This window comes from Candidatus Nitrosotalea bavarica, from assembly GCF_900167955.1.
Classification (GTDB): domain Archaea; phylum Thermoproteota; class Nitrososphaeria; order Nitrososphaerales; family Nitrosopumilaceae; genus Nitrosotalea; species Nitrosotalea bavarica.
The window spans coordinates 200,375-221,084 of the sequence record NZ_FUYK01000007.1 but is presented as its reverse complement, the minus strand read 5'-3'; the positions used below and the strand labels follow the sequence as shown (position 1 = coordinate 221,084).

28 protein-coding genes and 1 tRNA gene are annotated in these 20,710 nt (G+C 36.2%); 16 read left to right on the top strand and 13 right to left on the bottom strand.

The window, feature by feature from the left end; all coding sequences use genetic code 11:
* The first annotated feature begins 2 nt into the window (after nucleotides 1–2).
* The 3 genes from thiD to C0Q33_RS04540 are packed head-to-tail and all read left to right on the top strand — an operon-like array spanning nucleotide 3 to nucleotide 2,515.
* Nucleotides 3–1,310, top strand: a complete 1,308-nt coding sequence (gene thiD, locus C0Q33_RS04550; RefSeq protein WP_101477390.1) for a bifunctional hydroxymethylpyrimidine kinase/phosphomethylpyrimidine kinase — start codon at nucleotides 3–5, stop codon at nucleotides 1,308–1,310.
* A gap of 48 nt (nucleotides 1,311–1,358) precedes the next feature.
* Nucleotides 1,359–2,060: a nucleotidyltransferase family protein gene (locus C0Q33_RS04545; RefSeq protein ID WP_101477389.1), complete on the top strand. Its 702-nt coding sequence runs from the start codon at nucleotides 1,359–1,361 to the stop codon at nucleotides 2,058–2,060.
* A gap of 8 nt (nucleotides 2,061–2,068) precedes the next feature.
* Nucleotides 2,069–2,515 carry a GNAT family N-acetyltransferase gene (locus C0Q33_RS04540; protein ID WP_101477388.1) on the top strand — a complete coding sequence of 149 codons (447 nt, stop codon included), beginning with the start codon at nucleotides 2,069–2,071 and terminating at the stop codon, nucleotides 2,513–2,515.
* Here C0Q33_RS04540 and C0Q33_RS04535 read toward each other — a convergent pair.
* The gene (locus tag C0Q33_RS04535) at nucleotides 2,497–2,925 is read right to left on the bottom strand and encodes a hypothetical protein (protein WP_101477387.1); all 429 of its coding nucleotides are present in this window, start codon (nucleotides 2,923–2,925) and stop codon (nucleotides 2,497–2,499) included. The genes C0Q33_RS04540 and C0Q33_RS04535 overlap by 19 nt on opposite strands.
* Before the next feature lie 42 nt (nucleotides 2,926–2,967).
* Nucleotides 2,968–3,984 carry a galactose-1-phosphate uridylyltransferase gene (locus C0Q33_RS04530; protein WP_101477386.1) on the bottom strand — a complete coding sequence of 339 codons (1,017 nt, stop codon included), beginning with the start codon at nucleotides 3,982–3,984 and terminating at the stop codon, nucleotides 2,968–2,970.
* Between the two features lie 150 nt (nucleotides 3,985–4,134).
* Between C0Q33_RS04530 and C0Q33_RS04525 the strand changes: the two genes are divergently transcribed.
* The 3 genes from C0Q33_RS04525 to C0Q33_RS04515 all read left to right on the top strand — a co-directional run bounded on the left by C0Q33_RS04525 (nucleotide 4,135) and on the right by C0Q33_RS04515 (nucleotide 6,669).
* Nucleotides 4,135–4,689: a hemerythrin domain-containing protein gene (locus C0Q33_RS04525; protein WP_101477385.1), complete on the top strand. Its 555-nt coding sequence runs from the start codon at nucleotides 4,135–4,137 to the stop codon at nucleotides 4,687–4,689.
* Nucleotides 4,690–4,780: 91 nt separating this feature from the next.
* A complete protein-coding gene (locus C0Q33_RS04520) occupies nucleotides 4,781–5,230 on the top strand; it encodes an FKBP-type peptidyl-prolyl cis-trans isomerase (RefSeq protein ID WP_245867319.1) in 450 nt (149 codons plus the stop codon).
* A 158-nt stretch (nucleotides 5,231–5,388) separates the two neighbouring features.
* Nucleotides 5,389–6,669: an alkaline phosphatase family protein gene (locus tag C0Q33_RS04515; protein WP_245867318.1), complete on the top strand. Its 1,281-nt coding sequence runs from the start codon at nucleotides 5,389–5,391 to the stop codon at nucleotides 6,667–6,669.
* Here the strand turns inward: C0Q33_RS04515 and C0Q33_RS04510 are convergent.
* Nucleotides 6,659–7,207: a DUF309 domain-containing protein gene (locus C0Q33_RS04510; protein ID WP_245867317.1), complete on the bottom strand. Its 549-nt coding sequence runs from the start codon at nucleotides 7,205–7,207 to the stop codon at nucleotides 6,659–6,661. The genes C0Q33_RS04515 and C0Q33_RS04510 overlap by 11 nt on opposite strands.
* Nucleotides 7,208–7,302: 95 nt before the next feature.
* Here C0Q33_RS04510 and C0Q33_RS04505 point away from each other — a divergent pair, with 95 nt between their 5' ends.
* A complete protein-coding gene (locus tag C0Q33_RS04505) occupies nucleotides 7,303–7,659 on the top strand; it encodes an eS24 family ribosomal protein (RefSeq protein WP_101477384.1) in 357 nt (118 codons plus the stop codon).
* Nucleotides 7,659–7,829, top strand: a complete 171-nt coding sequence (locus C0Q33_RS04500; RefSeq protein WP_101477383.1) for a 30S ribosomal protein S27ae — start codon at nucleotides 7,659–7,661, stop codon at nucleotides 7,827–7,829. Before C0Q33_RS04505 ends, C0Q33_RS04500 begins: the two co-directional genes overlap by 1 nt.
* 3 nt (nucleotides 7,830–7,832) lie before the next feature.
* Here the strand turns inward: C0Q33_RS04500 and C0Q33_RS04495 are convergent, their stop codons facing one another.
* The 7 genes from C0Q33_RS04495 to C0Q33_RS04465 form a co-directional block, all read right to left on the bottom strand.
* Complete coding sequence (locus C0Q33_RS04495; RefSeq protein WP_101477382.1) at nucleotides 7,833–8,540, bottom strand: hypothetical protein; 708 nt, start codon at nucleotides 8,538–8,540, stop codon at nucleotides 7,833–7,835.
* A 106-nt stretch (nucleotides 8,541–8,646) separates the two neighbouring features.
* On the bottom strand, nucleotides 8,647–9,810 hold the full coding sequence (locus C0Q33_RS04490) for a tRNA pseudouridine(54/55) synthase Pus10 (RefSeq protein ID WP_165776432.1): 1,164 nt from the start codon (nucleotides 9,808–9,810) through the stop codon (nucleotides 8,647–8,649).
* Between the two features lie 46 nt (nucleotides 9,811–9,856).
* Nucleotides 9,857–10,531, bottom strand: coding sequence for a DnaJ domain-containing protein (locus C0Q33_RS04485; protein ID WP_133121009.1), 675 nt, complete (start codon nucleotides 10,529–10,531; stop codon nucleotides 9,857–9,859).
* 58 nt (nucleotides 10,532–10,589) lie between these two features.
* Nucleotides 10,590–11,915, bottom strand: coding sequence for a signal recognition particle receptor subunit alpha (locus C0Q33_RS04480; RefSeq protein ID WP_101477379.1), 1,326 nt, complete (start codon nucleotides 11,913–11,915; stop codon nucleotides 10,590–10,592).
* Nucleotides 11,909–12,598, bottom strand: coding sequence for a diphthine--ammonia ligase (locus C0Q33_RS04475; protein WP_101477378.1), 690 nt, complete (start codon nucleotides 12,596–12,598; stop codon nucleotides 11,909–11,911). The genes C0Q33_RS04480 and C0Q33_RS04475 overlap by 7 nt, the downstream gene beginning before the upstream one ends.
* Nucleotides 12,599–12,861: 263 nt before the next feature.
* Nucleotides 12,862–13,269 (bottom strand): translation initiation factor IF-5A, encoded by a 408-nt coding sequence (locus tag C0Q33_RS04470; protein ID WP_101477620.1) that lies wholly within the window; start codon nucleotides 13,267–13,269, stop codon nucleotides 12,862–12,864.
* A gap of 86 nt (nucleotides 13,270–13,355) precedes the next feature.
* Nucleotides 13,356–13,952, bottom strand: a complete 597-nt coding sequence (locus C0Q33_RS04465) for a hypothetical protein (RefSeq protein ID WP_101477377.1) — start codon at nucleotides 13,950–13,952, stop codon at nucleotides 13,356–13,358.
* A 145-nt stretch (nucleotides 13,953–14,097) separates the two neighbouring features.
* On the opposite strand from C0Q33_RS04465, the gene C0Q33_RS04460 reads away from it, so the two are divergent.
* Nucleotides 14,098–14,221 (top strand) — tRNA-Tyr (locus tag C0Q33_RS04460).
* 38 nt (nucleotides 14,222–14,259) lie between these two features.
* Nucleotides 14,260–14,766 carry an Lrp/AsnC family transcriptional regulator gene (locus C0Q33_RS04455; protein ID WP_101477376.1) on the top strand — a complete coding sequence of 169 codons (507 nt, stop codon included), beginning with the start codon at nucleotides 14,260–14,262 and terminating at the stop codon, nucleotides 14,764–14,766.
* Here C0Q33_RS04455 and C0Q33_RS04450 read toward each other — a convergent pair.
* A complete protein-coding gene (locus tag C0Q33_RS04450; RefSeq protein WP_165776431.1) occupies nucleotides 14,759–15,502 on the bottom strand; it encodes a response regulator in 744 nt (247 codons plus the stop codon). The genes C0Q33_RS04455 and C0Q33_RS04450 overlap by 8 nt on opposite strands.
* Before the next feature lie 121 nt (nucleotides 15,503–15,623).
* On the opposite strand from C0Q33_RS04450, the gene C0Q33_RS04445 reads away from it, so the two are divergent.
* The 6 genes from C0Q33_RS04445 (at nucleotide 15,624) to C0Q33_RS04420 (ending at nucleotide 18,987) form a co-directional block, all read left to right on the top strand.
* The gene (locus tag C0Q33_RS04445) at nucleotides 15,624–16,283 is read left to right on the top strand and encodes a chromosome segregation protein ScpA (protein ID WP_101477374.1); all 660 of its coding nucleotides are present in this window, start codon (nucleotides 15,624–15,626) and stop codon (nucleotides 16,281–16,283) included.
* Nucleotides 16,284–16,353: 70 nt separating this feature from the next.
* Entirely contained in the window at nucleotides 16,354–16,935 is a 582-nt protein-coding gene (scpB, locus tag C0Q33_RS04440; protein WP_101477373.1) for an SMC-Scp complex subunit ScpB, read from the top strand.
* Between the two features lie 64 nt (nucleotides 16,936–16,999).
* Entirely contained in the window at nucleotides 17,000–17,380 is a 381-nt protein-coding gene (locus tag C0Q33_RS04435) for a 30S ribosomal protein S8e (protein ID WP_101477372.1), read from the top strand.
* A 4-nt stretch (nucleotides 17,381–17,384) separates the two neighbouring features.
* Complete coding sequence (locus C0Q33_RS04430; protein WP_101477371.1) at nucleotides 17,385–17,684, top strand: signal recognition particle subunit SRP19/SEC65 family protein; 300 nt, start codon at nucleotides 17,385–17,387, stop codon at nucleotides 17,682–17,684.
* Between the two features lie 95 nt (nucleotides 17,685–17,779).
* Complete coding sequence (locus C0Q33_RS04425) at nucleotides 17,780–18,031, top strand: H/ACA ribonucleoprotein complex subunit GAR1 (protein WP_245867316.1); 252 nt, start codon at nucleotides 17,780–17,782, stop codon at nucleotides 18,029–18,031.
* Nucleotides 18,032–18,033: 2 nt separating this feature from the next.
* On the top strand, nucleotides 18,034–18,987 hold the full coding sequence (locus C0Q33_RS04420; RefSeq protein ID WP_394336910.1) for a transcription initiation factor IIB: 954 nt from the start codon (nucleotides 18,034–18,036) through the stop codon (nucleotides 18,985–18,987).
* 40 nt (nucleotides 18,988–19,027) lie between these two features.
* Here the strand turns inward: C0Q33_RS04420 and C0Q33_RS09235 are convergent, their stop codons facing one another.
* Both C0Q33_RS09235 and pstS read right to left on the bottom strand, forming a co-directional pair.
* Nucleotides 19,028–19,216, bottom strand: a complete 189-nt coding sequence (locus tag C0Q33_RS09235; RefSeq protein WP_101477369.1) for a hypothetical protein — start codon at nucleotides 19,214–19,216, stop codon at nucleotides 19,028–19,030.
* A gap of 186 nt (nucleotides 19,217–19,402) precedes the next feature.
* A complete protein-coding gene (gene pstS, locus C0Q33_RS04410) occupies nucleotides 19,403–20,608 on the bottom strand; it encodes a phosphate ABC transporter substrate-binding protein PstS (RefSeq protein ID WP_101477368.1) in 1,206 nt (401 codons plus the stop codon).
* Nucleotides 20,609–20,710 lie beyond the last annotated feature (102 nt).

Sequence of the window (20,710 nt, the reverse complement as noted above, 5' to 3'; positions counted from 1 at the left end):
TCATGCATGTGCTATCAATTGCAGGATCCGATCCTTCCTCAGGGGCAGGCATTCAGGGCGATATGAAGACATTCAATTCATTTGGAGCAAATGGCCTAAGTGTAGTTACCGCAATTACGAGTCAGAATACATCAAGATTTTTTGGCGTAGAACCAGTTTCAGTATTACTTGTAAAAAGTCAGATAAGATCAATTCTGGAAGATTTTCACATAGACGCAATCAAGATAGGAATGGTATACGACAAGCAAACTGTTAGAGTAATACATTCAGAACTTGAAAAAATTAAAATTCCCATAATCCTTGATCCCATATTCAAATCTACAACTGGCGGAATTCTGCAAACGGCTAGTGCTTTTTCAGATTTCAAAAAGTTACTAGTTCCCCTTTGTTACATAATCACTCCAAACATTATAGAAGCTGAAAAAATCTCAGACATTAAGATAAAATCGCTAAAGGATATGAAAAATGCAGCAATGAAAATTCAGAAAATGGGAGCAAAAAATGTGATAATAAAAGGCGGACATTTTTTTAAAGGAGACAAGGTTACAGACATGCTCTTAGAGGATAAAAAATTTAGTATTTTTTCTCATGCTAGACTGAAATTTGAAAGTCATGGTGGCGGCTGTACTTTTTCAGCTGCGTTATGTGCAAACATTGCAAGAGGAAAAAAATTATCAGATGCAGTTGATTCCGCACGTCTTTTTACGGTAGAGTCCATTAGAAACGCTACAAAAACAGGAAGAGGTTTAGCGATTATCAAAACATCAAAAGGCGACGCGATTGAAAATCAGCTATCCAAAGCCATTTCAGAGTTTTGCTCAATAGAATCCATAAATGAATACATTCCCGAATGCCAAACAAATTTTGTATATTCAACATCAAATCCATCAACCCTAAAAGATGTAATAGGGTTAGAAGGTAGGATTGTAAGAACTGGAAGATTAGTAACAATAGCAGGTCATCTCAAGTATGGAGGATCAAAGCATGTTGCATCCGCAGTATTAGAAATGACAAGAAAGTTTCCTTCCATGAGATCTAGTTTGAACATAAAGTATGATGAAAAGATAATCAAAAAAGCAGTATCCAAAGGATTGAAAGTTTCATCTTATGATAGAAGAGAAGAACCGCTTGAGATTAGAGAAAAGGAGGGTAGTACCGTGTCATGGGGAATCAAGGCATCTATAACAAATTTGAAAACTCCTCCAGATATCATATTTCACAAAGGTGGTTTTGGAAAAGAAGCCATGGTCCTAATTTTTGGAAAAAATCCAGCCGACGTATTAAGAAAATTTTCGAAGATATCAAGATAGCATTCTTTCATCCTTCAACATAAATACCAGAAATTTAGAATAAAATACATGAAAGCTGTCATTTTAGCTGGTGGCCTTGGTACAAGACTTCAGCCATATACCACATTTCTTCCAAAAGCAATGCTTCCACTGGGGGAAAAACCACTATTAGAGCATCTAATAGAATGGATAAAACTAGGCGGTATAGATTCGTTTGTACTTTGTGTCAGCTATCTGAGAAAGACAATTGAGGATTATTTTGAAGATGGAAGCAGGTTTGGCGTAAAGATAGAATATGCTGTTGCAAACAGGCCTCTTGCCACAGCTGGTCAACTAAAAACTGCAGAAGATCTCATAGATGACACATTTGTTTGCATATATGGAGATTCGATATTTGATTTTAATTTGAAAAGTATGATAGCAGACCATCGTAGGAAAAAATCGTTTGTCACCATGGGATTATTTGAATATAAAACTAAATTACAATATGGATTCATAGAGATGGATAAAGTCAACAAAGTAAAAGCATGGCGTGAAAAACCAGAAGTTAAAGGAAATATCAACATAGGATGTTATGTAATGGAGCCAGGAATATTCAAGTTCATACCACCAAACAAACCATATGGTATGGATGACGTAATACGCAATGCCATTGCAAAGAAGAATAAGATAAGTGGCTTTCTCATAAAGAAAGGATTTCTGGATATAGGAGACAAGACTTCTTACAGACGTGCATACCAGCAGTACATTGCACGATTAGGTCAGATTTAGACCAAAGTATGTCAACTATCAAGATACGTAAATTACAAAGAAGAGACTTTTACAATGGGTTTTTACTTTCACTTGACTCACTTAGGAAATCAAGCCACATCAAACCAAAAAAAGCAAGCATTATTTTCAACAAGATCTCAAAGAATCCAGATCATGTAATTTATGTTGCAATATACGATGGAGAAGTCATAGGTTCAACAACCCTTTTGATCGAACAAAAATTCATCCATGACGGAGGTAAAGTAGGCCACATAGAAGATGTAGTAGTAAGAAAGGAATACCAAGGTAAAGGAGTGGGGAAAAAAATAGTCAATGCACTTTTAAAATATGCCGAAAAAAAAGGCTGCTACAAAACGATTCTTGATTGTTCAGATGATCTTATTCCATTCTATGAGAGTCTAGGGTTTAAGCGACATTCAAATTCATTGAGATTTGATCATCGGTCAAAGAAATAATCTCGTTTAGGTTTAGGTTTCAATCTAAACAATAACGAACCTATAATGATTACAGGAATTGAAGTTGCGATGAATACAAAAGGACCTATTGTAAGTTCCGGTACAAGATAGATATCCTGAATTTGTTTTATCAGAATAGTAACATAATACATTCCAATGATTGTAATTATTCCGCCAGTTATGATAACTGAACCAATAAATCGTGAACCGTATCTTCGTCCCAGCATGTAAGCTGTACCAGATAAAATTATCGCAGGTGCAATGCCAATAGATATGAATTCTTTGATCTCAGATGAAGGATCAATATCTTGTGATGGATGAGCAAGATATACAGAAATTGATATCATCTGAGCTACAAACATAATATACAAGCCAAGACTTGCAACAGATATCCATCTTTCAATTGCCATTACAACCCATCTCTTACTTCAATAAATAAACCAAATGATTGTCTAAACTATTCCGACAAGACCGGCAAGTTCTTTTCTACATGCAGAGCCAAGCTCTTCTGCAGCTTTTTCAGGAGGTATCTTGTTAAGAAATACTCCATACCCTCTTTCAAGTCCAGACCAAGGATCAGCTTGCGGATACACTTCAATATGCCAATGAATTTGCCTATTGTTTTTCTTTTCAGGAGAAAGATGAAAGACCATGTTATATGACAGGCTTTTCATCGTATTTGCAAGTCCGCCTAAAGTAGCACGTAAAATTAGTGACAAATCATTTATCTCTTTTTGAGTTATTTTAGAAAAACTCGTGATGTGTTTTTTTGGATAAATCCAAAATTCGTATGGATGTGATGGAGCCCATGGGCAGAATGCAACAAAACCTTCTGTCTGAAGTATTTGCCTAGGTCCTCCAGTTTCAGTACCCACGGTCTGACACATTGGGCATATTCCTTTTTCATTTAGAATTCTATGTGCGGCTTCAGCCTCTTGTTCTATAACAGGAGGAATTGTGGAAAAAGTTACAACGTTTAGGTGCGCATGATTAGTAGAGCCACCAGCTTCTTTTCCATGATTTACATATATTGAAACATATGTAACACCGCGTTGGGTGTATAGCCATCTAAGCCTATCTTGGATTACAACAAGTACGTTAGACCATTGTTCAGTAGATATACTTGCAAGAGAATCCTTGTGTTTTTCTGAAGCAACAACAACATAATGATATCCGTAAGCAGGTTCGCTGTAAAGTGGTCTATCGCTATAAGAGTTTTCAGAAGTAGTTGTAACAACAGGGTTTTTACTTTCAAATACTCTTACTGACCAATTCTGTACATAGTTATCTTCAGTATCTTGAAGTCTTTGTAACATCCCATCCTTTGCAACCAGAGAAAGTGTCGATGGATTGGTCATAGATTCGTTTCCAGGACAATAAGGACATTTCTTGGAATCGTTTACTGAGTTATTTTCAGGGGAGACGATCACAAATCTATCAATTGAATAATCCTTCCTTAAATCCCCCATACTGCTAGATTTTGAGCTAGCAATTTAAAACCTTTGCAAAGATCGGAAATAACCGCCAATACAGCATAATTTTGACTCCAATAGTCCAAAACAATCATTTTACTAAAAAATTAAACTTAAATTGGAAGATCAGATCTCTAAAATTGTTACATGTCAACAGTATCATTAAGACGAGATCACGACTTGATAGAGAAAGTACTAAAGTCAATGTGGTCTACAATTCCCTTACTACAATCTGGTAAGACCATACCCGAACCAATTCTAAACCAAGTGATTGATTTTTCAATGAACTTCACAGATGTGTGCCATCATGGAAAAGAAGAAAACTCTCTCTTTCCAGAACTTGAAAAAAAAGGAATGTCACGAAGTTCAGGTCCAATAGCTGTTATGCTCATGGAACATGAGGTTACACGCAAACTAGGAGCAAGAATGGAAGCCTCATCAAAAACATACCTGAAAAGTGGTGATGCAGCCCAATTAATTACAGATATGCAAGAATACATCAATCACGTGGTACAGCACGTATGGAAAGAAAACAATAGATTATTTGAAATGGCCGAGATGGCTCTAAGAAATGACGCAGAACACGTGAATAAGAGTTTGCTAGAGGTAGAGAATACAAAACTCAAGGAAATAGGTAAGACAAGAGAAGATTATGAGAAATTTGCAGATGAACTTGCAAAGCAATTTCCATCAAATGACTAGTTCAGGGTTTACTACAATACCAAAGGACTTTTCTAGTACACATTTGTGAGAAAAATATGAAAATAGTAAAACAATATTTTCACATGCAAGCATGGATAGTAAAACCTTGACTGCAAAGATGGGAGACAAGGTCAAGATAGAGTACACTGGAACTCTTGATGACGGAACAGTCTTTGATAGTAATGTGGAGGATGGAAACCTATTAGAATTTGAAATTGGAGGAGGTCAAGTAATAAAGGGATTTGATGATGCCATATTAGGAATGAAAGAAGGAGAAGAAAAACAATTCAGTATTTCTCCAGCAGAGGCATATGGAGAGCACGACCCAACCCTAATTCAAAAGGTACCAAGAGAGATTTTTCCATCAGATGCTGAACTTACTCCTGGATTATTGTTTGAAGCAGGACTTCCCACAGGAGAAAAGGTACCTGCAATCATAACTGTAATAGAAGAAAAAATAGTCTCAGTGGATTTGAATCATCCTCTTGCAGGAAAGAGATTAAACTTTAAGATAAAATTATCCTCTGTCACATCATCTTAATTTTCTTTCCAGTTATCAAGAATTCATTTTCGTCATTATAGGAAATTAATGTTAGAAATATTACCAACAAGTAGAAATTTGTTTCAGAATTTAGATCGCTTAAAAAATCAAGGTTTATGTGTGATATGAAAAAACTGAAGCTTGGGAGATTTAGAAAAATGGACAACTCAGATGTTCACATGATTTACGTTCTTCTTGATGGCATAGGTGACTTACCTCATCCAGATTTGAAGGGTTTAACTCCATTAAGTTATGCAAAAACTCCCAATCTTGATAGACTTGCAAGAAATGGAGCCATAGGAGAAGTTATTTCGGTAGGTAAGGGAATAGCTCCTCAATCAGATATCGCAGTTTTCAATATGCTCGGGTATAGATTTGAGAATACACAATATGTTGGAAGGGGAGTAATTGAGGCAATTGGGGTAGGAATTGATTTTAAAAATGGCGACCTTGCACTTCGTGGAAACTTTGCTACTGTAAACGACGAGAGGATTATCACAGATCGAAGAGCTGGAAGAAACATAGAGAAAGAAGATGCCAATGCAATTGCTCGCGAGATAGAAGAAAAACTCAAGTTTTCAAATCCAAAAGCATCAGTTGTTGTAGCCCCTACAATTGGACATAGATTAATTGTCAGAATAAGATGTGAGGGCATATTTCTTACACCTGATATTAGTAATACCGATCCAGCTTATGCAAGAATAGATGGCATGGGAGTTGCCAAGGCAGTTGGGGATTACATGGAGGTAGAAAGGTCGTTGCCCTTAAACGAGTCTGATGGTGCCAAGCTTTCAGCATTACTTGTAAATGAATTTACAGACAAATCGCTTCAAATTATGAAAGACAGTATAGTAAATAAAAACAGAAAAGAACAAGGTAAGAAGATGGTAAATGCAATCCTATTACGTGATGCAGGAAATAAATTTCCGGATGTTACTCCAATAAACAAGTTACATGAGATGCAGTTTTCATGCATAGTAGATATGCCAGTAGAGATAGGCATTGCAAATGTTTTGAAGATGAAATCATTTAGTGCAGGCGGTCTTACAGATTATGAAGAAAAGGCACGTGTTGCAGCCAAAGCAATGCAGACAGAAAATGCAATTTATGTTCATATCAAGGGACCAGACGAATTTGGTCATGATGGAGATGCAGTAGGCAAGATGCAAAACATAGAAGAAATAGACAAAAGATTCTTTGGGACTTTACTTGATAACATAGACACATCAAAAGTTGCAGTTATCATATCAGGAGATCACTCCACACCATGTATAAACAAAAGCCACAGTGATGATCCAGTACCTGTTTTGATTTCAGGAGATTTTGTCAAAAAAGATGGAACCATGCGATTCACCGAAGAACAGGCAAAGAAAGGTAGAATTGGACTAATCATGGGAGCTGATGTCATCAATACTGCAATAAAGACCATCAAATCATAAATGGCGCTATATTTTTAGAAGAGATCATTTTCTCAGTAGTTTTTCTAAACCTATCCATGTCCATATCATAATATACGCCAGAAGCACTAGAGAGTTTTTCCATTGCCCTCTTCATTATTGAAAGGCATATGTCATTTTCATTTTTTTGATAATGAACTAGTGCTGCTGCAACAAGAATAATTCCTTGAACAAGATCTTTTTCACCTTCATGTGTTTTTTTCCAAACACCTTCAAGGACTTCATGACATTCCCAATATTTTTCATCGTCAAAGTATTGCTTTGCTCTTTTTAATGCATCTTCTTTTTCAATTTTTTCTTCTATAACATGTCTTGCATCATTAAGAGATCCAATGGACTGGAATTTTTTTACAACTTGATCCAGTTCGTCTTTTTTAACAGATACATCAAATTCTAAATATTTAGTTGAGACTCTCATATCTCTTACAATTACATTCATCCCAGAAGTTAATTGATCAGCTTTTGCAAGTAGTGCTTTTGCATCTGTTGGAACATAACCCGAGTTTTTCAGGTGTACCATAAATCTGTCCACAGGCTTGGGATATCATGATTTCATAAATTTGTTGTCTAGTAGCCGTTAAGATTTATATGAACTATTAAAAGGACTTGGATTACATGTCCATGATCGAAATTACACGAGATGTAAAGAATCCCTTACTGTCAAGAAGAGAGATTACTTGTAATTTCAAAGGGCTTTCTGGTAGACTCAAGAAACTAGAAGCAGTAGACATGATCTCAAAAAAATTTAATCTAGAAGGAAAAATTGTAATACCAATACTTTTGAAAAATGAAACTGGAAGACCAGTAGTATCAGGAAGTTTCTACGTATATGAAGATGAAAAACTTGCTAAAGAGCATCTCAAGGCTGCGATTTTTGCAAGAATAGAAAAGGCAAAAGGTGCAGTTGCAAAACCAGAGGGTGCTGAATCCTCAGCCGCGCAAGTAGAAGCACCAAAGGAAGAGAGTAAATAATGGCAGGTAAAAAAGGCTCAAGCCCATTAGTATACAAGTATTACAAGGTGTCTGGTGATAAAGTAGAGAGAACAAAAAAAGAGTGTTCAAGATGTGGTAAGGGTGTATTCATGTCTAACCATAAAAACAGGCGTAGCTGCGGCAAGTGTGGATTTACCGAATTCGTTTAATAATTAATATAGTTTTTTCCTTCTAAGACGAGAAACTTTTTGTTCTATTTGATCTAATTTCTGTAAAAGATGTGGTTCAATCACAGTATTTGCAATCACTGTTGCTGGAATCTTGGCTATGTTGGTATCCATTGTAATATTTATGATAGGAAGTTTCTTTTCTATCCATAATTTTAGAACTTTATCCTCAAGTTTATAGTCTCTAAATCCTTCTGGAAATTTTTTAGTTATATGAGATAGAAGTGTTTTATCATCAAATACGGCCCTTGGTTCAAAAAGTCTGGTAGAATCAGAATAACTACTCTCAAAAAGATTTCCGCTTAGCTCATCAGACACAATATCCATCTTGGATATTCTTCGAATCAATTCTAAATAGTGTAGAAATTCATGTGCCAAGATAGCGTGAATTGTACCTTTGAGGCCATATGCTACAAGCGGGGCAGTGATCTGTATTATGACATTTAATTTATCATTAGAGACAACTGGAATTGTCCTTGCAAACAATATGCCATAATCAAAAGAGCCAGATGGTGGGTGCGATACTACTACTGACGGTTCTACATATGCAAGTGGAAAATTAATTCCTGATGCCTTTTCTATCCTCTGTATTCCAGACAGTGTCACCTCAAACCTCTTAATTATTAACGAGTGAATTTTCTCAGGAATTAGCCCATTTTTGTAAGATTCATGCACTCTAAGTAAAGGATCCAATCGAACAAGATTGAATTAGACTATAATAAAAGCTTGACATAAAATGACAAATTTCATTCATTCAAGGTCAGTTATGAGATTGTCCTGTTTTAATCACATCGTAAATTCAATTGTTAAGTACTATTTTATGAAAATCAAATGTTGTACACTTGCATGAATTTTCAAGAAGCATGCTTATGTTTGGTTCTACATTATTACCAGTCACTAATCTCTTGAGTGGAATTCCACCATCTAATTCTACAAGAATGGTAAATGATCTAGCATCCATTTTCTTGATCTTTACATTATAGATTCTTTTTTGGTTCTTCCAAGAAGTGTTTTCGCTTATTGAAATTGGCATGTCTTTTAGACCTTCTAATACATTCAATGCCCCAGGGGCAAGATCTTTTTCTGTGGATATATCCAACAGAACATCTGTCTTGAATTTGATTTGATCAGTCGGTACCTTTGAAACTGTTCTTAGATGTAAAATAGAGACACCGTCAAGTACAATATTTTCTGGTAAAGTGATTTTTCTTTTATGTGGATTTATCAATTTGGTAAAGAAAGGTCTCCCATTACCAAGAACAAGACTAGATTCATCCTCACCTCCAATCCAGGTCATTTTGGCTTGTTGAGCACCAAATTTTTCAAACAAAAACTTGGCAATCTTACCTTCTATACTATCAAATCCAATTATCCCATGAAAGTCGCAAACAAAACATCCTTTCCCATCACATCTATTGCAAGATTCTTGTTTTTGTGGAATTCCTCGTATATCTTTTGTATATCTTCCTTGCAGTATCAATGCTTTGGGCTTTACGTCGCATTGATCTTTTTTGAAATCAATCGTAAAGACAATATCAGGATTTTGATAATCAACTTTAGTTCTAGTTTTTTTCCCAAATTGTTTTCCCATCTCTCTTGTAATGTCACTTTTTATTCCAGTAATTCCACGAAGCTTGAACTTGGAACGGACAATATCATCCCTATCTAAAATTGAAGGCTTAAGAATAGCACCTATAAGAAATGTTGAAAATTCATATTCTTTTGAAATGTCAAGCATTTTGTTTAAGAAAACATCAAGTTCTGGCATCAGATTTTTGCATAAATAACATGATTTTGGATTATTTTGTTTTATAATTTTCCTAATTTTTTTACCAAGATTTTTGTGAGAAACTAACCCTAGTCTAGTTGCAAACATTCTTCCAAGACAGTAATCACATAAATGATACTCGCGCAGAATTTGTTTGGTTTCCTCAATTACTACATCCATCTTAGTTTTTTTCAACAACATACAAAGCAAATGAGAGGTGTTTTAATCGTAATTATACAATTTACCACGGATATAGCCGTCTACAAGATTCTTTTTCTGAGACACTTATGGCTTTTGTAGGACATGTCTGTGCGGCATCAAGTATTTTTTCTGACTTTGCACCCTGTTCATTAATTACTTTAGATTTTGGATTTACTTTGACATTCTTCTCTACTCTAAACACGGAAGGTGCAATTGTTTCACAGCTACAGCATGCTATACATCTCCCAGGATCAACTTTTACAGATATTGAGACCTCTTGTTCTACTTGTATCGGCTCAGTTTCAGATCTTGTTTCGGATCGTACTTTTTCATAATAATCCCAAAAAGTCTTTTCATAATGCGCCCAAAAATTTTGATATTCATCTTCCGCATATCTTGTATATCTAGTCCAATCCTCTTCAGGATTTCTATCTGATTTTTTTGCACCCCATGAATAAGTCGTGTTAAAATTAGATTTTTCCTTGGAATCTTCATCATGATATTTTTCAGAGGATTTTGTCCCTATCTTATTTTTGTATTCAGTACGAAGTGTCTGATATGCTTCAACAACCATCTTGAATTTTGTACTTTCTTGATCCATCATATTTTTGTCTGGATGAAATTGTAGAGCTAGTTTCCTATAAGCAGATTTTACTTCCTTAATGGAAACCCCTTCTTGGAGACCCAGTGCTTGATAACACTGATAGTTATTCAACAAGATGTTTAGATTATATCATATATGATATTTAGATACATCTCAATTTGAAAAGGTTCTAACCTAATCCCATTTTTCGCAGCATTCCCTGCATCTGTCTTCCTTTAGAAGCCTTCATCATGGTCTTTGAATTTTTGTATGCTTTGAGAAGTTCTTTAACCTCATGCTCTGGCCACCCAGAACCTCGCGCAATTCTTTTCACCCTAGAGGCATTTATCAAATCAGGATCTGATTTTTCATCCTTTGTCATAGACTGGATAATAAAACGCCATTTTTCCATTCGTTGTTCTTGCTGTTCTACTTGGTCTTCCTTTACCATCCCAGAAAAACCAGGCATGTTTTCCAGAATGTTACGCAATCCTCCCGCCTTTGTTGCCTCTTCAATTTGAAAGTAGAAATCTTCCATATTCATTTTTCCATGCGATATTCTCTTTAGTCTATCTTCATTGCCTTCAGTCTCAAGTCTTTTTGCCATGTCAAGCAATGCTTGAATGTCACCCATTCCAAGCATTCTTCCAACAAATCTTGTTGGCGAGAATTTTTCAAGATCATCTATTCTCTCACCTGTTCCAATGTACATTATTTGTGCACCTGTTGCAGCTGCTGCTGCAAGTGCACCACCACCCTTTGCACTACTATCCAATTTTGTGATTATAATTCCTCCCACTGGAACTGTTTTATGAAATGCTTCAGCTTGATTGTAACATTGTTGTCCAATAGTTCCATCAATTATCAATAATGCAAGATCAGGGTTTGCAATTTTACTAATTCTTGTCATTTCGTCAAGAAGATCTTTTTCTTCCTTGTGTCTTCCAGCTGTGTCTATTAAAATGATATCAAAATTTTGTCCCTCAAAATGCTTAAGACCATTTTTTACAACTTCTGGAGAATCTTTGTTTCCTTCATCACCATACACTTCCACATTTGCCTTTTCGCACATTGTCTTAAGTTGCGTAAGTGCTCCAGGTCTGTAAGTATCAGCACCAATAACTGCAACTCTGTAACCTTGTCTTGTCAAGAGCTTGGCAAGTTTTGAAGTTACAGTAGTTTTTCCACTTCCCTGAATTCCTAGCATCAAAACCTTGTTTACTTTACCAGGCTGGAATACGAATTGTTCTTCCGTGCCTAATAATTTAGCAAGTTCATCATATAGAATTTTGACAATGTGATCTTTTCTAGAAAGTCCAGGAGGAGGAGTCTCTTTGATGGATCTCTCTTCCAAGTTTTTAGTAATTTGAAAAACTAGTTTTACATTTACATCAGATTGTAGTAACGCCCTTTGGATATCTTTTGAAAGTTCCTTGATGAGGGCCTCATCAATTCCTGAAGAGTTTACTATTTTCTTTAATGCCGCCCTAAGGCCTGTTTTTAGACCGTCTAACATTGCTTTGCTAAGACCGCTTCGGTTATTTCAAATCTTCCTCTATAGCCATCCCAGATCTTGTTTGCGTTGATTATTTTAATCGGAGAGTAAAAAAGGGGACAATCTATAACAAATGTCTCAGCCTCTCCCCCTTCAAATGTTAAATTAAAACCATGTTTTGCAGACAATAAGATAAGTTGTTCTACATCATCTCTAATTATTTCGTGTCCTAACCATGTTTCATCAAGTCCTGCTGAAGTTACACTTGTTATGATAAACTTGAATTTAGAATCTAACAGTTCGTTCAAATAGTTTTTTTGATCAACATGCCACAAGGGCGATAGCACTTTTAGATTTAGATTAGTTCCAATTGTTTCAAAGCGAATTCTTTGATAATTACTAAACAATCCTCCATGTACTATCCCCTCTATTCCAAAATCCTTCTTTGCTTTTTCTAATAGATTTTGTAATCCCTCAAGTTCAATTTTAGGATCAGTTGATTTTACGCTACTTAGAATTTGAGGTATTTTCATTGCCAGGGATTGTAGCGATGTAACTGAAATGTTTGGATAGTGTAAAAGATAGCTTTCTTCAGATTGTGGAAATATGGAAACAAGACATTCTACGCTATGACCCTCTTGTTTGGCTTTGTATATTGCATATGTGCTATCCTTTCCACCTGAAAAAAGAGACGCTAATTTCAATTTATTGTCATACCTTTAAAGTTAATTATTTTTTTTCCAGTACATTTACTTGCTTCAAGCAATTGGCACATAGTGAAAGATGGCCCCTTAGCATAGTCTCTACATTAGACGCCAGACAAACATGACATAGTCCTTTCACATTGTACCCATACAAGTTGTACTGTATAACTAGTTCTAATATTTGAAAAGCCTGGATGCTTCAATACTCATAATCTTCATCATACCATCAATTGGCTTTTCTAGTCATCATCAGCATCCGAATTTTAATTCTTAATTCTAACTATAATAGTTCTGTCCATAACTTTCCAGTATTCAACGTCTGAACCCTGTGCAACTTTGTCTTTAATTTCGTCTTCAATAAGCTGTGCATCAAATACTTCAAAGGTTTCAGAATCCATTATCTGAGTACTTACAGGTGTTTTTGAAATTATGGAGCCTACTCTTTTATCTATAAGAGGAACTTGAACTTGTGCACTAACTGGTGAGACGTGTGAATATTTTTTCTTGTCAAATATTCCAACTCCCACAATTCTTGCCTTTGCTGCACCGTGTTTACCCGGTTTACTTGTATCATATTCTACAATTCTACATGGCTCTTCATTTGGTCCACCTACTGGAAGTAATATGTAAGAGCCAATTTTTAGCGCACCGAGCTCAGATGGCTTACTCATTACCAAAACAGAATTTGGAAGAGTATATAACTTTTCTATTACTATAGAGTTACAAGTGATCTCTTGAAAAGAGATTCTCAAAAAATCTATTTTATTTTCTCAATTACCGATAGATTAAGAAGATTGGTCATCCCAATTCCTTTTCTTTGTACCTCTTTTCTTGTCTTCTCACAATATTTGTTATCGGCTTGATGTTTGTTATCACTTGAAACCTCAAGAACTACCAAATTTTCCTCATATGGAAAAGTGAATTTTTGGATTTGATTAGTAGATAGTTTAAGATTTCCCATCTCTGCTCTTCGTACTCTGTTACGTTTGGCAACAATAAAGCCAAGTTCAGATAGATCAGATTGAGAATCACCACATTCCAGATAGTAGATCGATAATAAATTCAAATTATTATCCTCCAATCTCTCAAATAATTCATCACTTTTTGTAAAAACAAATGTAGGAGTTTCTTGATTACATTTTTCAACTTCATTCATAATTTGGGAACGATCTTTGAATCTTGCAAGAAGATATGTATTGGAGCGTGATGGAAAATATGCACGACCATCTTCTGAAAAAGTCGCCGTTACAAAATATACATCATCGACAAGATCTGAATTTTCAAAAGTATTCTTTAGTGTAGTGAAGGCATTGTTTTGTAAATATGGTACACATACATATCCACCTTCAGACATATTCGCTCCCGACACATTATCGAAACAATTTATCCTGTTTATATGTAATTTGATCAGTTAAAAAATTTAGTAGTAAGATTAGAATTTTTGAAAATAACGGATTATCGATAGTTATTTAATACGAAAAAACTGCGTGAGAAACAGTCCCACGCTAGCTCAGCCTGGTAGAGCTTCCGGCTGTAGTGGTTGGCCATCGGCTAACTGTCATTCAGCCTATCAGGCTTACAGAAACCGGGTTGTCGCAGGTTCAAATCCTGCGCGTGGGACCATCATAAACTTCAAAAAGTCATCACTCAAATAGAAAACTATGTCAGATGATCAAAACTGGTCTACATTAGATGAGGTTGATCAAAAGATAATCAATATTCTTAACAAGAATGCAAGGACACCATCAAAAGAAATAGCAAGTGAATTAAGAAATTTCGGAGTAGATGTATCAGATAGAACAATTCGAAAAAGAATTGAAAGACTAGAGAAGAATGGAATCATAAAAGGCTACAAGGCGGTATTGAGCGGCATATCTTCAAATGATCAGTTTGAAGCATTATTTCTCAAACTCAAAATAACAAGATCCATGGATACCATAACAGAATCCATAAAAAATTACATCAAGACTTTGCCAAATTATCTATTTGTTGCAACAGTGGATGGAGATTGGAATATGATTACAGTACTTAGGGTAGAAGGAACAGAAAAAACCCCATCAGCTCGAGTAGTGGAAAAATTCTCCGACCAGATAATAGATTACAAGATAAATGGAATTCAAATTAAAGATGTGAATCTACTTAACATGTCAATGTTATTACTTAATTGATTTCAGATAATTTAGTTGCATCTAGAGCATTTTTTAACTCGTTTATTGAAAAGGGTTTTTGAACAAATGCCGTTGAACCATAACCAATAGTACTTCGAACACGTGGTGCTGATTTTTCGTCTGCGGTAATCAATATAATTGAAATATCTGGTTTTGAGTTTAGAAGAGTTTTTGCAATCACGTCTCCTTTTATGTCTGGCAAATCCATATCAAGCAATACAATTGGATTTTGCTTTGATTTTACAAGTGCGGAAACGAGGTTAATTGCAGACTTGCCATTTGTGGCTGTTTGGATATCATCATATCCTAACTGTTGGAGAAAATTTTTGAGTCGCAATAAAATTGCAGGACTGTCATCAACTACAACAATTGGTCTTTTTTCCTCAATTACATTAAGAGTGTACTTTTGAGCAGATTCAAATGCCTTCATTGCGTCATCATAATGTCCAGTCCTTAGAAAACATCTTGCGGCACACTGATAGGCATAATTTGCATTATTGGGATCCTTTTTTGCAATCTTGATATAGAAATTGGCAGCTTCCAAAAGTTCCTCTTTTCTTTCCTTTCCCTGCTTGGATTTACATTCAGATGCCAGTATTAGATAAAGCCCGGCTTTGTAGCTGTTGTTTTTCATCTCTTTTTGAGCAAGAGCAGAAAACAAGTTGTGAGCTGCGGCACTCTGATCATTTTTTAGATAGGTACATGCAAGGTCGAATTTTTCTAAGTCTTTGTCCATTTCTAGAAACATACAAGATCGGCTTATAATATTTGGGATGTGTTAGAGGAAAACTCTTGACTTGAGCTAGGAAAAGAGTAGATAAAACACGTATTATAAACAAAAATGGAGTAGTAAAAGAGTGAGTAAAGAAAATCCAGATGTGGGCATTTCTCAACCTCCAGTGAATATACTATTTAGTCCTCTAGATGTTTCAAAAAAGGATGTATGGAGTATAGATATAATACGCATCCTAGATATTTTGATAAAAATTCTCAGTCAGACAGATAAAAAAGATCTTAGAGTAGCAGGAATTGCTGCCTTGTCTTCAGCCATGATACATAGAATGAAAGTAGAGAGCATTTTTGCACTACAAAAGGCCGCCATGGAGAAAAAACCTCTTACCCAGAGAGAAGATGTGGACATTGAAATAATAAACATGCCATACAGACACGAGTCTACATATCCAGTAACACTAGATGAATTGTTATCAGTTCTTGAGAATCTCATTGGAACAATAGCAAACCCGCGTTCAAGTAGAAGACAACTTGAGTTTGAGCCAGTCCAAGCCCCCAATTTTGATGATTATTTCATCTCCCTTGAGAAGATAATAGGACAATATGAAGAACTGATAATGAACAAAATAAAGGCCACAGGTTTTGGATCCTTTAAGAATATAGTGTCAGAGCTTCAGCTCATTGATGTAATCAGATGTTTCTTTGCCATTCTCTTTTTGGCAAGAGATATGAAAGTAGACCTTGAACAGACAGAAGACGACATAGTGGTCTCTCTGATAAAATAGAAATTTACAAGTAGATCAACAGTCAGTAGGAATTTCATTTAAGTATGCTCTAACCCTAACCTTGTTCTATATGGGAAAGATAGAAGATGACGAGGCAATGGCAAGACTAGAAGCCTCACTATATTCAGCAGGAAGACCCCTAACCATAGAGGAATTGATAAGAGCTTCTGGAACAGAATCCAGAACCAAGACATTGACCTTGATGACAAATCTTGTCAAAAAGACAAAATCAGTATTTAGAGCAATAGAGGTAGCTAGTCTGCCAGATGGGTCATATGTATTTCAACTAAAACCAGAGTTTAACACAGTAATTCGAAAGTATGCATCAAAGCCACTTTTGCCTACTGCCACTCTTAAGACATTATCATATATTGCATACATGCAACCAGTCTCTTCAAAGAGACTAGTAGAAGTAAGAGGATCTGGCGTATACATGCATCTAAAATTATTACAACAGCTGGACTACATCGAACACCAAAATGTTGGAAGATTAAAGATTTACAACACCACAGAAAAATTCCAGAAATATTTCGGCATTCAAGGAGACAAGGATCTTCTCAAACAAAAACTCTTTACAAAAGTAAGAAACCCAAGTCAGGTTACAGTTGCACAAGAATCCATACCTGCTGAACCATTGACTCCAAGCCAATAATCAAACCAAAAATAGCGTCCCATACTGTAAATGGTATAAATTAGAGTTACTTTATCGAATCAACATGAAGAAATCTGTGGAAAATCTTGCTACAAGTAAGATTACTGGTGGAAGAAGATATCCTCTCAGATCAAGACGAAAGTATGAAATCGACAGATATTCCGTAGAAGCAATCAAAGGAGAACAGGTTACCATATCACGAAAGACTCGAGGAGGAAATCAGAAAACATCAGTGAAGACCACAGATGTTGTAAATTTATCAGTCCCAGGTTCCAAGGTCAAGAAATTAAAAATTCTCAAGGTGTTAAAGAATTCATCAAACAAAGATTATGAAAGACGTGGAGTAATTTCTAAAGGAGCAATATTAGAAACAGAAGCAGGTCAGTGCAGAGTGATTTCTAGACCTGGTCAAGATGGCGCAGTAAATGCAATCTTGATAAAGTGATGAGATGAAGGATTACGAACACGTCGTAGTCTGGCTGGATTATTTTAATAAAAATATTACAAAAAAAATGGGTAGACGAGTCTCCCGTGAAAAAAGTATCTTTGATCCATCACTAAATGAACTGATATCGGCTGCCAAGGCTGCAGGGCTTGAGCCAACCGAGACAAATGATCAAGTTAGATTTCCAAGAAGACCATATGTCAGGTCTGGCTACATTACACTTATCAAGGCCCAGCCAAAATCAAAAATAATTTCTGCAATTTCTGAAAAACTAGTTTCAAGAAGAGCCAAACAGACCAAGTAAATAGTGTTTATAGCTTGAAGCTAAAGTAATTTTGACAGAACTCTATTGATAACAGTATTTTGTTGAGAATTCAATTGCAGGAGGTAGGCGAAGTATTGCATCTAGCGAGTAGCGGCAGAGTCATCATTAGGCTCACAAAACATCTAAGAGATAACCAGATAGTCGTAGACAATTCTGGAGTCAAAATCGCCAAAGTATCAGAAATGATAGGTCCTGTTGATGCACCATATGCTTCAGCGGTCCCGCTTACCAACAATATCAAAAAATACATCGGGAAAAAAGTTTTCATCGTCGAAGAAACTCCTGTGATGAGACCCAAAAGATTCAAAGGAAATAGAAGAAGATGACCATGACAGAACTACAAACAAATTGCCCCGAATGTCGTTCCAATTTAATTGACGACATTCATAGTGGGGAGAAGATTTGTTCTGGCTGCGGATTGGTCGCAATGGAACAGATGCCAGATTACGGACATGAATCAAGAGCAACAAATCCAGAAGACAAGATGAAGTTGACACGAGCATCAGGACAGACAAGTTATGCACAACATGACTTGGGAATTAGAACAGAGATCGCCATGGGAACAAAAGACTTCAGTGGAAGAACAATATCAAGTGACATGGCAAATCAGATGTACAATCTAAGAAAATGGCAGACTAGAATCAGAGTTGCATCACCAGAAGAACGAAGACTTGCAAACATTTTAGCAAAGATAGGAGAAACATGTCACGCCCTGTCATTGCCAAGAAATGTAATCGAGTCAGCATCCATGATATACAGAAACTTTCAGGGACAGGCAGACGCAAAAGGCAAGTCAGTTGCATGCATGTCAGCTGCAACAATTTACATGGCATGCAAACAATGCGATGTTGTAAGATCCCTTGATGAAATCTGTGCTGCAACAGGAAGTTCAAAAGAAGAAAAGCTCAATGTCAAACTAACGGCAAAATACTATAGAACACTTGTGATGGAACTAGGTTCTAAAACAGCACCAGTAGTAACTCTTGAAAAATACATATCAAAAATAGCAAATCTGGCAAAACTTGAAGTTCGTGTAGAAAGACTTGCTGCAGAAATTGCAGAAAAAACATCTGATCACAGTCTTGCCGACGGAAAAGCTCCAAACGGATTGGCTGCTGCATATCTATACATAGCATCAACCCTCCTTGGACAGAGCATCCTTCAAAGAGATGTCTCAAGCGTAGCAGGAATAACTGAGGTCACCATAAGAAACAGATGCAAGGAAATTCTCACAGCATACAAGATTAAAGTGACATTACGACAATCATCAGTCAAGAACTAACCCCCTTTTTCTTATTTTTAATCTAGTTCACTAGGATGTTCTATCCAAGTATGGCTATTTTTGTCATGTATCCTTCATTTGAGATATAAGAAAGACAGGTAGTATGTTGTTGCCTTAATGTTTCTCTGGTACATATCTTGCATATTTTTTGTATCGTCTTTCTGCAATGGCCACACCAAAGATGTTTCACAAGTTCTCCTCCGCAGATTCTGCAACTTTCATCAGGCATTATACAACCACACTTGTGATAACTAGATCTTTGCTTTTAGTTGAATGCAAATAGATTTAGTAGTTCACCATATGAATCAGATTTTATTTTATAACAAAGTTCAGTATGATATTGATCAAGACATATGATAGAATATGGTCTATCCTATGAAAAAAATAAAAATAAAAAAGAAAAGGTGGTTGTTCTTTATGGATATGCCCAAATCTGCGTGCCGTCGTATTTTATTTCAGATAGGCCCGTCATGTCCAAGTCTTGTAGTGTACCTGGCAATGGGGCATAACTTAGTTTTGTCGCATATTGTTGGCCGTCTGTTACCATCCAGTAGAGCATGTGGACTAGATCCTGTGCCTTTTGTTGACTCTCACCTTTGATCTGGTCAAGGTTTGGATCCACCAATAGATAGGTGAATGAGACAATCGGATAGGTATTTGGACCCGGCTGATTATTAATCGACACATTACTCCAAACTCCGTCTGCTGTTGGTAGTGAAGATATTCCTTGTGCTGCAGCTGCTTCAACATTTAACACGGTTGGTTGAACAAATGCATTCCCGTCAGCGTTCTGAATATATGCATACGGCATGGAGATTTGGCCTGAGCCTGTTACGCCCGCACCGTTGCCTGTTTTGGATACCATCTTGTTATGTACGGCATATCCCAATTCAACATATCCTAGAGATTCAGAAACTTTCTTGACGATATTTGCGACTCCAGCATTACCTGGGCCTCCCATCCCTGCTGGCCATGGAACAGATGTTGCATGCCCTACCCTACCAGCCCAGTCAGAATTGACTTTGCTGAGATAATCGGTGAAGGCAAATGTTGTGCCAGAGCCATCAGATCTGTGTACAAGAATGATCTTGTTTTTGTCGTCCTTCAATGCTTGTGCAATAGATGGATCTGTTTGAAGACTTACTATAGCATCATCATGCCAGTAAATTATCTGACCCAGATAGATTTTTGCTATTACATCTCCCGTTAGCAAGAGTCCATTTTTCTGAACTCCTGGAAGATTGTAAGTCATAACTATTGCGCCCATTGATTCTGGAATAGTAAGAGTTCCTTGCGGAGCTTTCTTAATATCTGAAGATTGCAATGGTGCATCAGTTCCTGCAAAATCTACTTTCTTTGCTGTAAACAGTTTGATACCAGCTCCACTACCTACAGGCTGATAGTTCAATTTGATTCCAGAGTATAGTTGATTATATTCAACTCTCCATTTATCCATTAATGGATATACGAAAGTTGAACCCCCGGCATTGTAATTGAATTTATCACCATCAGCAGGTGGTGTAGGACCGGGATTTGTTGTTTGTGCATGTGCACTAAGAACAGTTGTTGGTACTAGTAGAATTAACATTAATGTCAATCCTAGTAAGATTTTCTTTGTCATTGACCAAGTATGAAATATTTGTTATATACGTAAGATCGACATAGATCATGTAACTATCTGTATGATATATTGACATATGAAATTCACTTGTAGATCAACATA

What these genes read in the sequence shown, in the direction of transcription:
- thiD (WP_101477390.1), top strand. Translation starts at nt 3, where the DNA reads ATGCATGTGCTATCAATTGCAGGATCCGATCCTTCCTCAGGGGCAGGC.
- C0Q33_RS04545 (WP_101477389.1), top strand. Translation starts at nt 1,359, where the DNA reads ATGAAAGCTGTCATTTTAGCTGGTGGCCTTGGTACAAGACTTCAGCCA.
- C0Q33_RS04540 (WP_101477388.1), top strand. Translation starts at nt 2,069, where the DNA reads ATGTCAACTATCAAGATACGTAAATTACAAAGAAGAGACTTTTACAAT.
- C0Q33_RS04535 (WP_101477387.1), bottom strand. Translation starts at nt 2,925, where the DNA reads ATGGCAATTGAAAGATGGATATCTGTTGCAAGTCTTGGCTTGTATATT.
- C0Q33_RS04530 (WP_101477386.1), bottom strand. Translation starts at nt 3,984, where the DNA reads ATGGGGGATTTAAGGAAGGATTATTCAATTGATAGATTTGTGATCGTC.
- C0Q33_RS04525 (WP_101477385.1), top strand. Translation starts at nt 4,135, where the DNA reads ATGTCAACAGTATCATTAAGACGAGATCACGACTTGATAGAGAAAGTA.
- C0Q33_RS04520 (WP_245867319.1), top strand. Translation starts at nt 4,781, where the DNA reads ATGGATAGTAAAACCTTGACTGCAAAGATGGGAGACAAGGTCAAGATA.
- C0Q33_RS04515 (WP_245867318.1), top strand. Translation starts at nt 5,389, where the DNA reads ATGGACAACTCAGATGTTCACATGATTTACGTTCTTCTTGATGGCATA.
- C0Q33_RS04510 (WP_245867317.1), bottom strand. Translation starts at nt 7,207, where the DNA reads ATGGTACACCTGAAAAACTCGGGTTATGTTCCAACAGATGCAAAAGCA.
- C0Q33_RS04505 (WP_101477384.1), top strand. Translation starts at nt 7,303, where the DNA reads ATGTCCATGATCGAAATTACACGAGATGTAAAGAATCCCTTACTGTCA.
- C0Q33_RS04500 (WP_101477383.1), top strand. Translation starts at nt 7,659, where the DNA reads ATGGCAGGTAAAAAAGGCTCAAGCCCATTAGTATACAAGTATTACAAG.
- C0Q33_RS04480 (WP_101477379.1), bottom strand. Translation starts at nt 11,915, where the DNA reads ATGTTAGACGGTCTAAAAACAGGCCTTAGGGCGGCATTAAAGAAAATA.
- C0Q33_RS04470 (WP_101477620.1), bottom strand. Translation starts at nt 13,269, where the DNA reads ATGAGTAAGCCATCTGAGCTCGGTGCGCTAAAAATTGGCTCTTACATA.
- C0Q33_RS04465 (WP_101477377.1), bottom strand. Translation starts at nt 13,952, where the DNA reads ATGTCTGAAGGTGGATATGTATGTGTACCATATTTACAAAACAATGCC.
- C0Q33_RS04455 (WP_101477376.1), top strand. Translation starts at nt 14,260, where the DNA reads ATGTCAGATGATCAAAACTGGTCTACATTAGATGAGGTTGATCAAAAG.
- C0Q33_RS04450 (WP_165776431.1), bottom strand. Translation starts at nt 15,502, where the DNA reads ATGGACAAAGACTTAGAAAAATTCGACCTTGCATGTACCTATCTAAAA.
- scpB (WP_101477373.1), top strand. Translation starts at nt 16,354, where the DNA reads ATGGGAAAGATAGAAGATGACGAGGCAATGGCAAGACTAGAAGCCTCA.
- C0Q33_RS04435 (WP_101477372.1), top strand. Translation starts at nt 17,000, where the DNA reads ATGAAGAAATCTGTGGAAAATCTTGCTACAAGTAAGATTACTGGTGGA.
- C0Q33_RS04430 (WP_101477371.1), top strand. Translation starts at nt 17,385, where the DNA reads ATGAAGGATTACGAACACGTCGTAGTCTGGCTGGATTATTTTAATAAA.
- C0Q33_RS04420 (WP_394336910.1), top strand. Translation starts at nt 18,034, where the DNA reads ATGACAGAACTACAAACAAATTGCCCCGAATGTCGTTCCAATTTAATT.
- C0Q33_RS09235 (WP_101477369.1), bottom strand. Translation starts at nt 19,216, where the DNA reads ATGCCTGATGAAAGTTGCAGAATCTGCGGAGGAGAACTTGTGAAACAT.
- pstS (WP_101477368.1), bottom strand. Translation starts at nt 20,608, where the DNA reads ATGACAAAGAAAATCTTACTAGGATTGACATTAATGTTAATTCTACTA.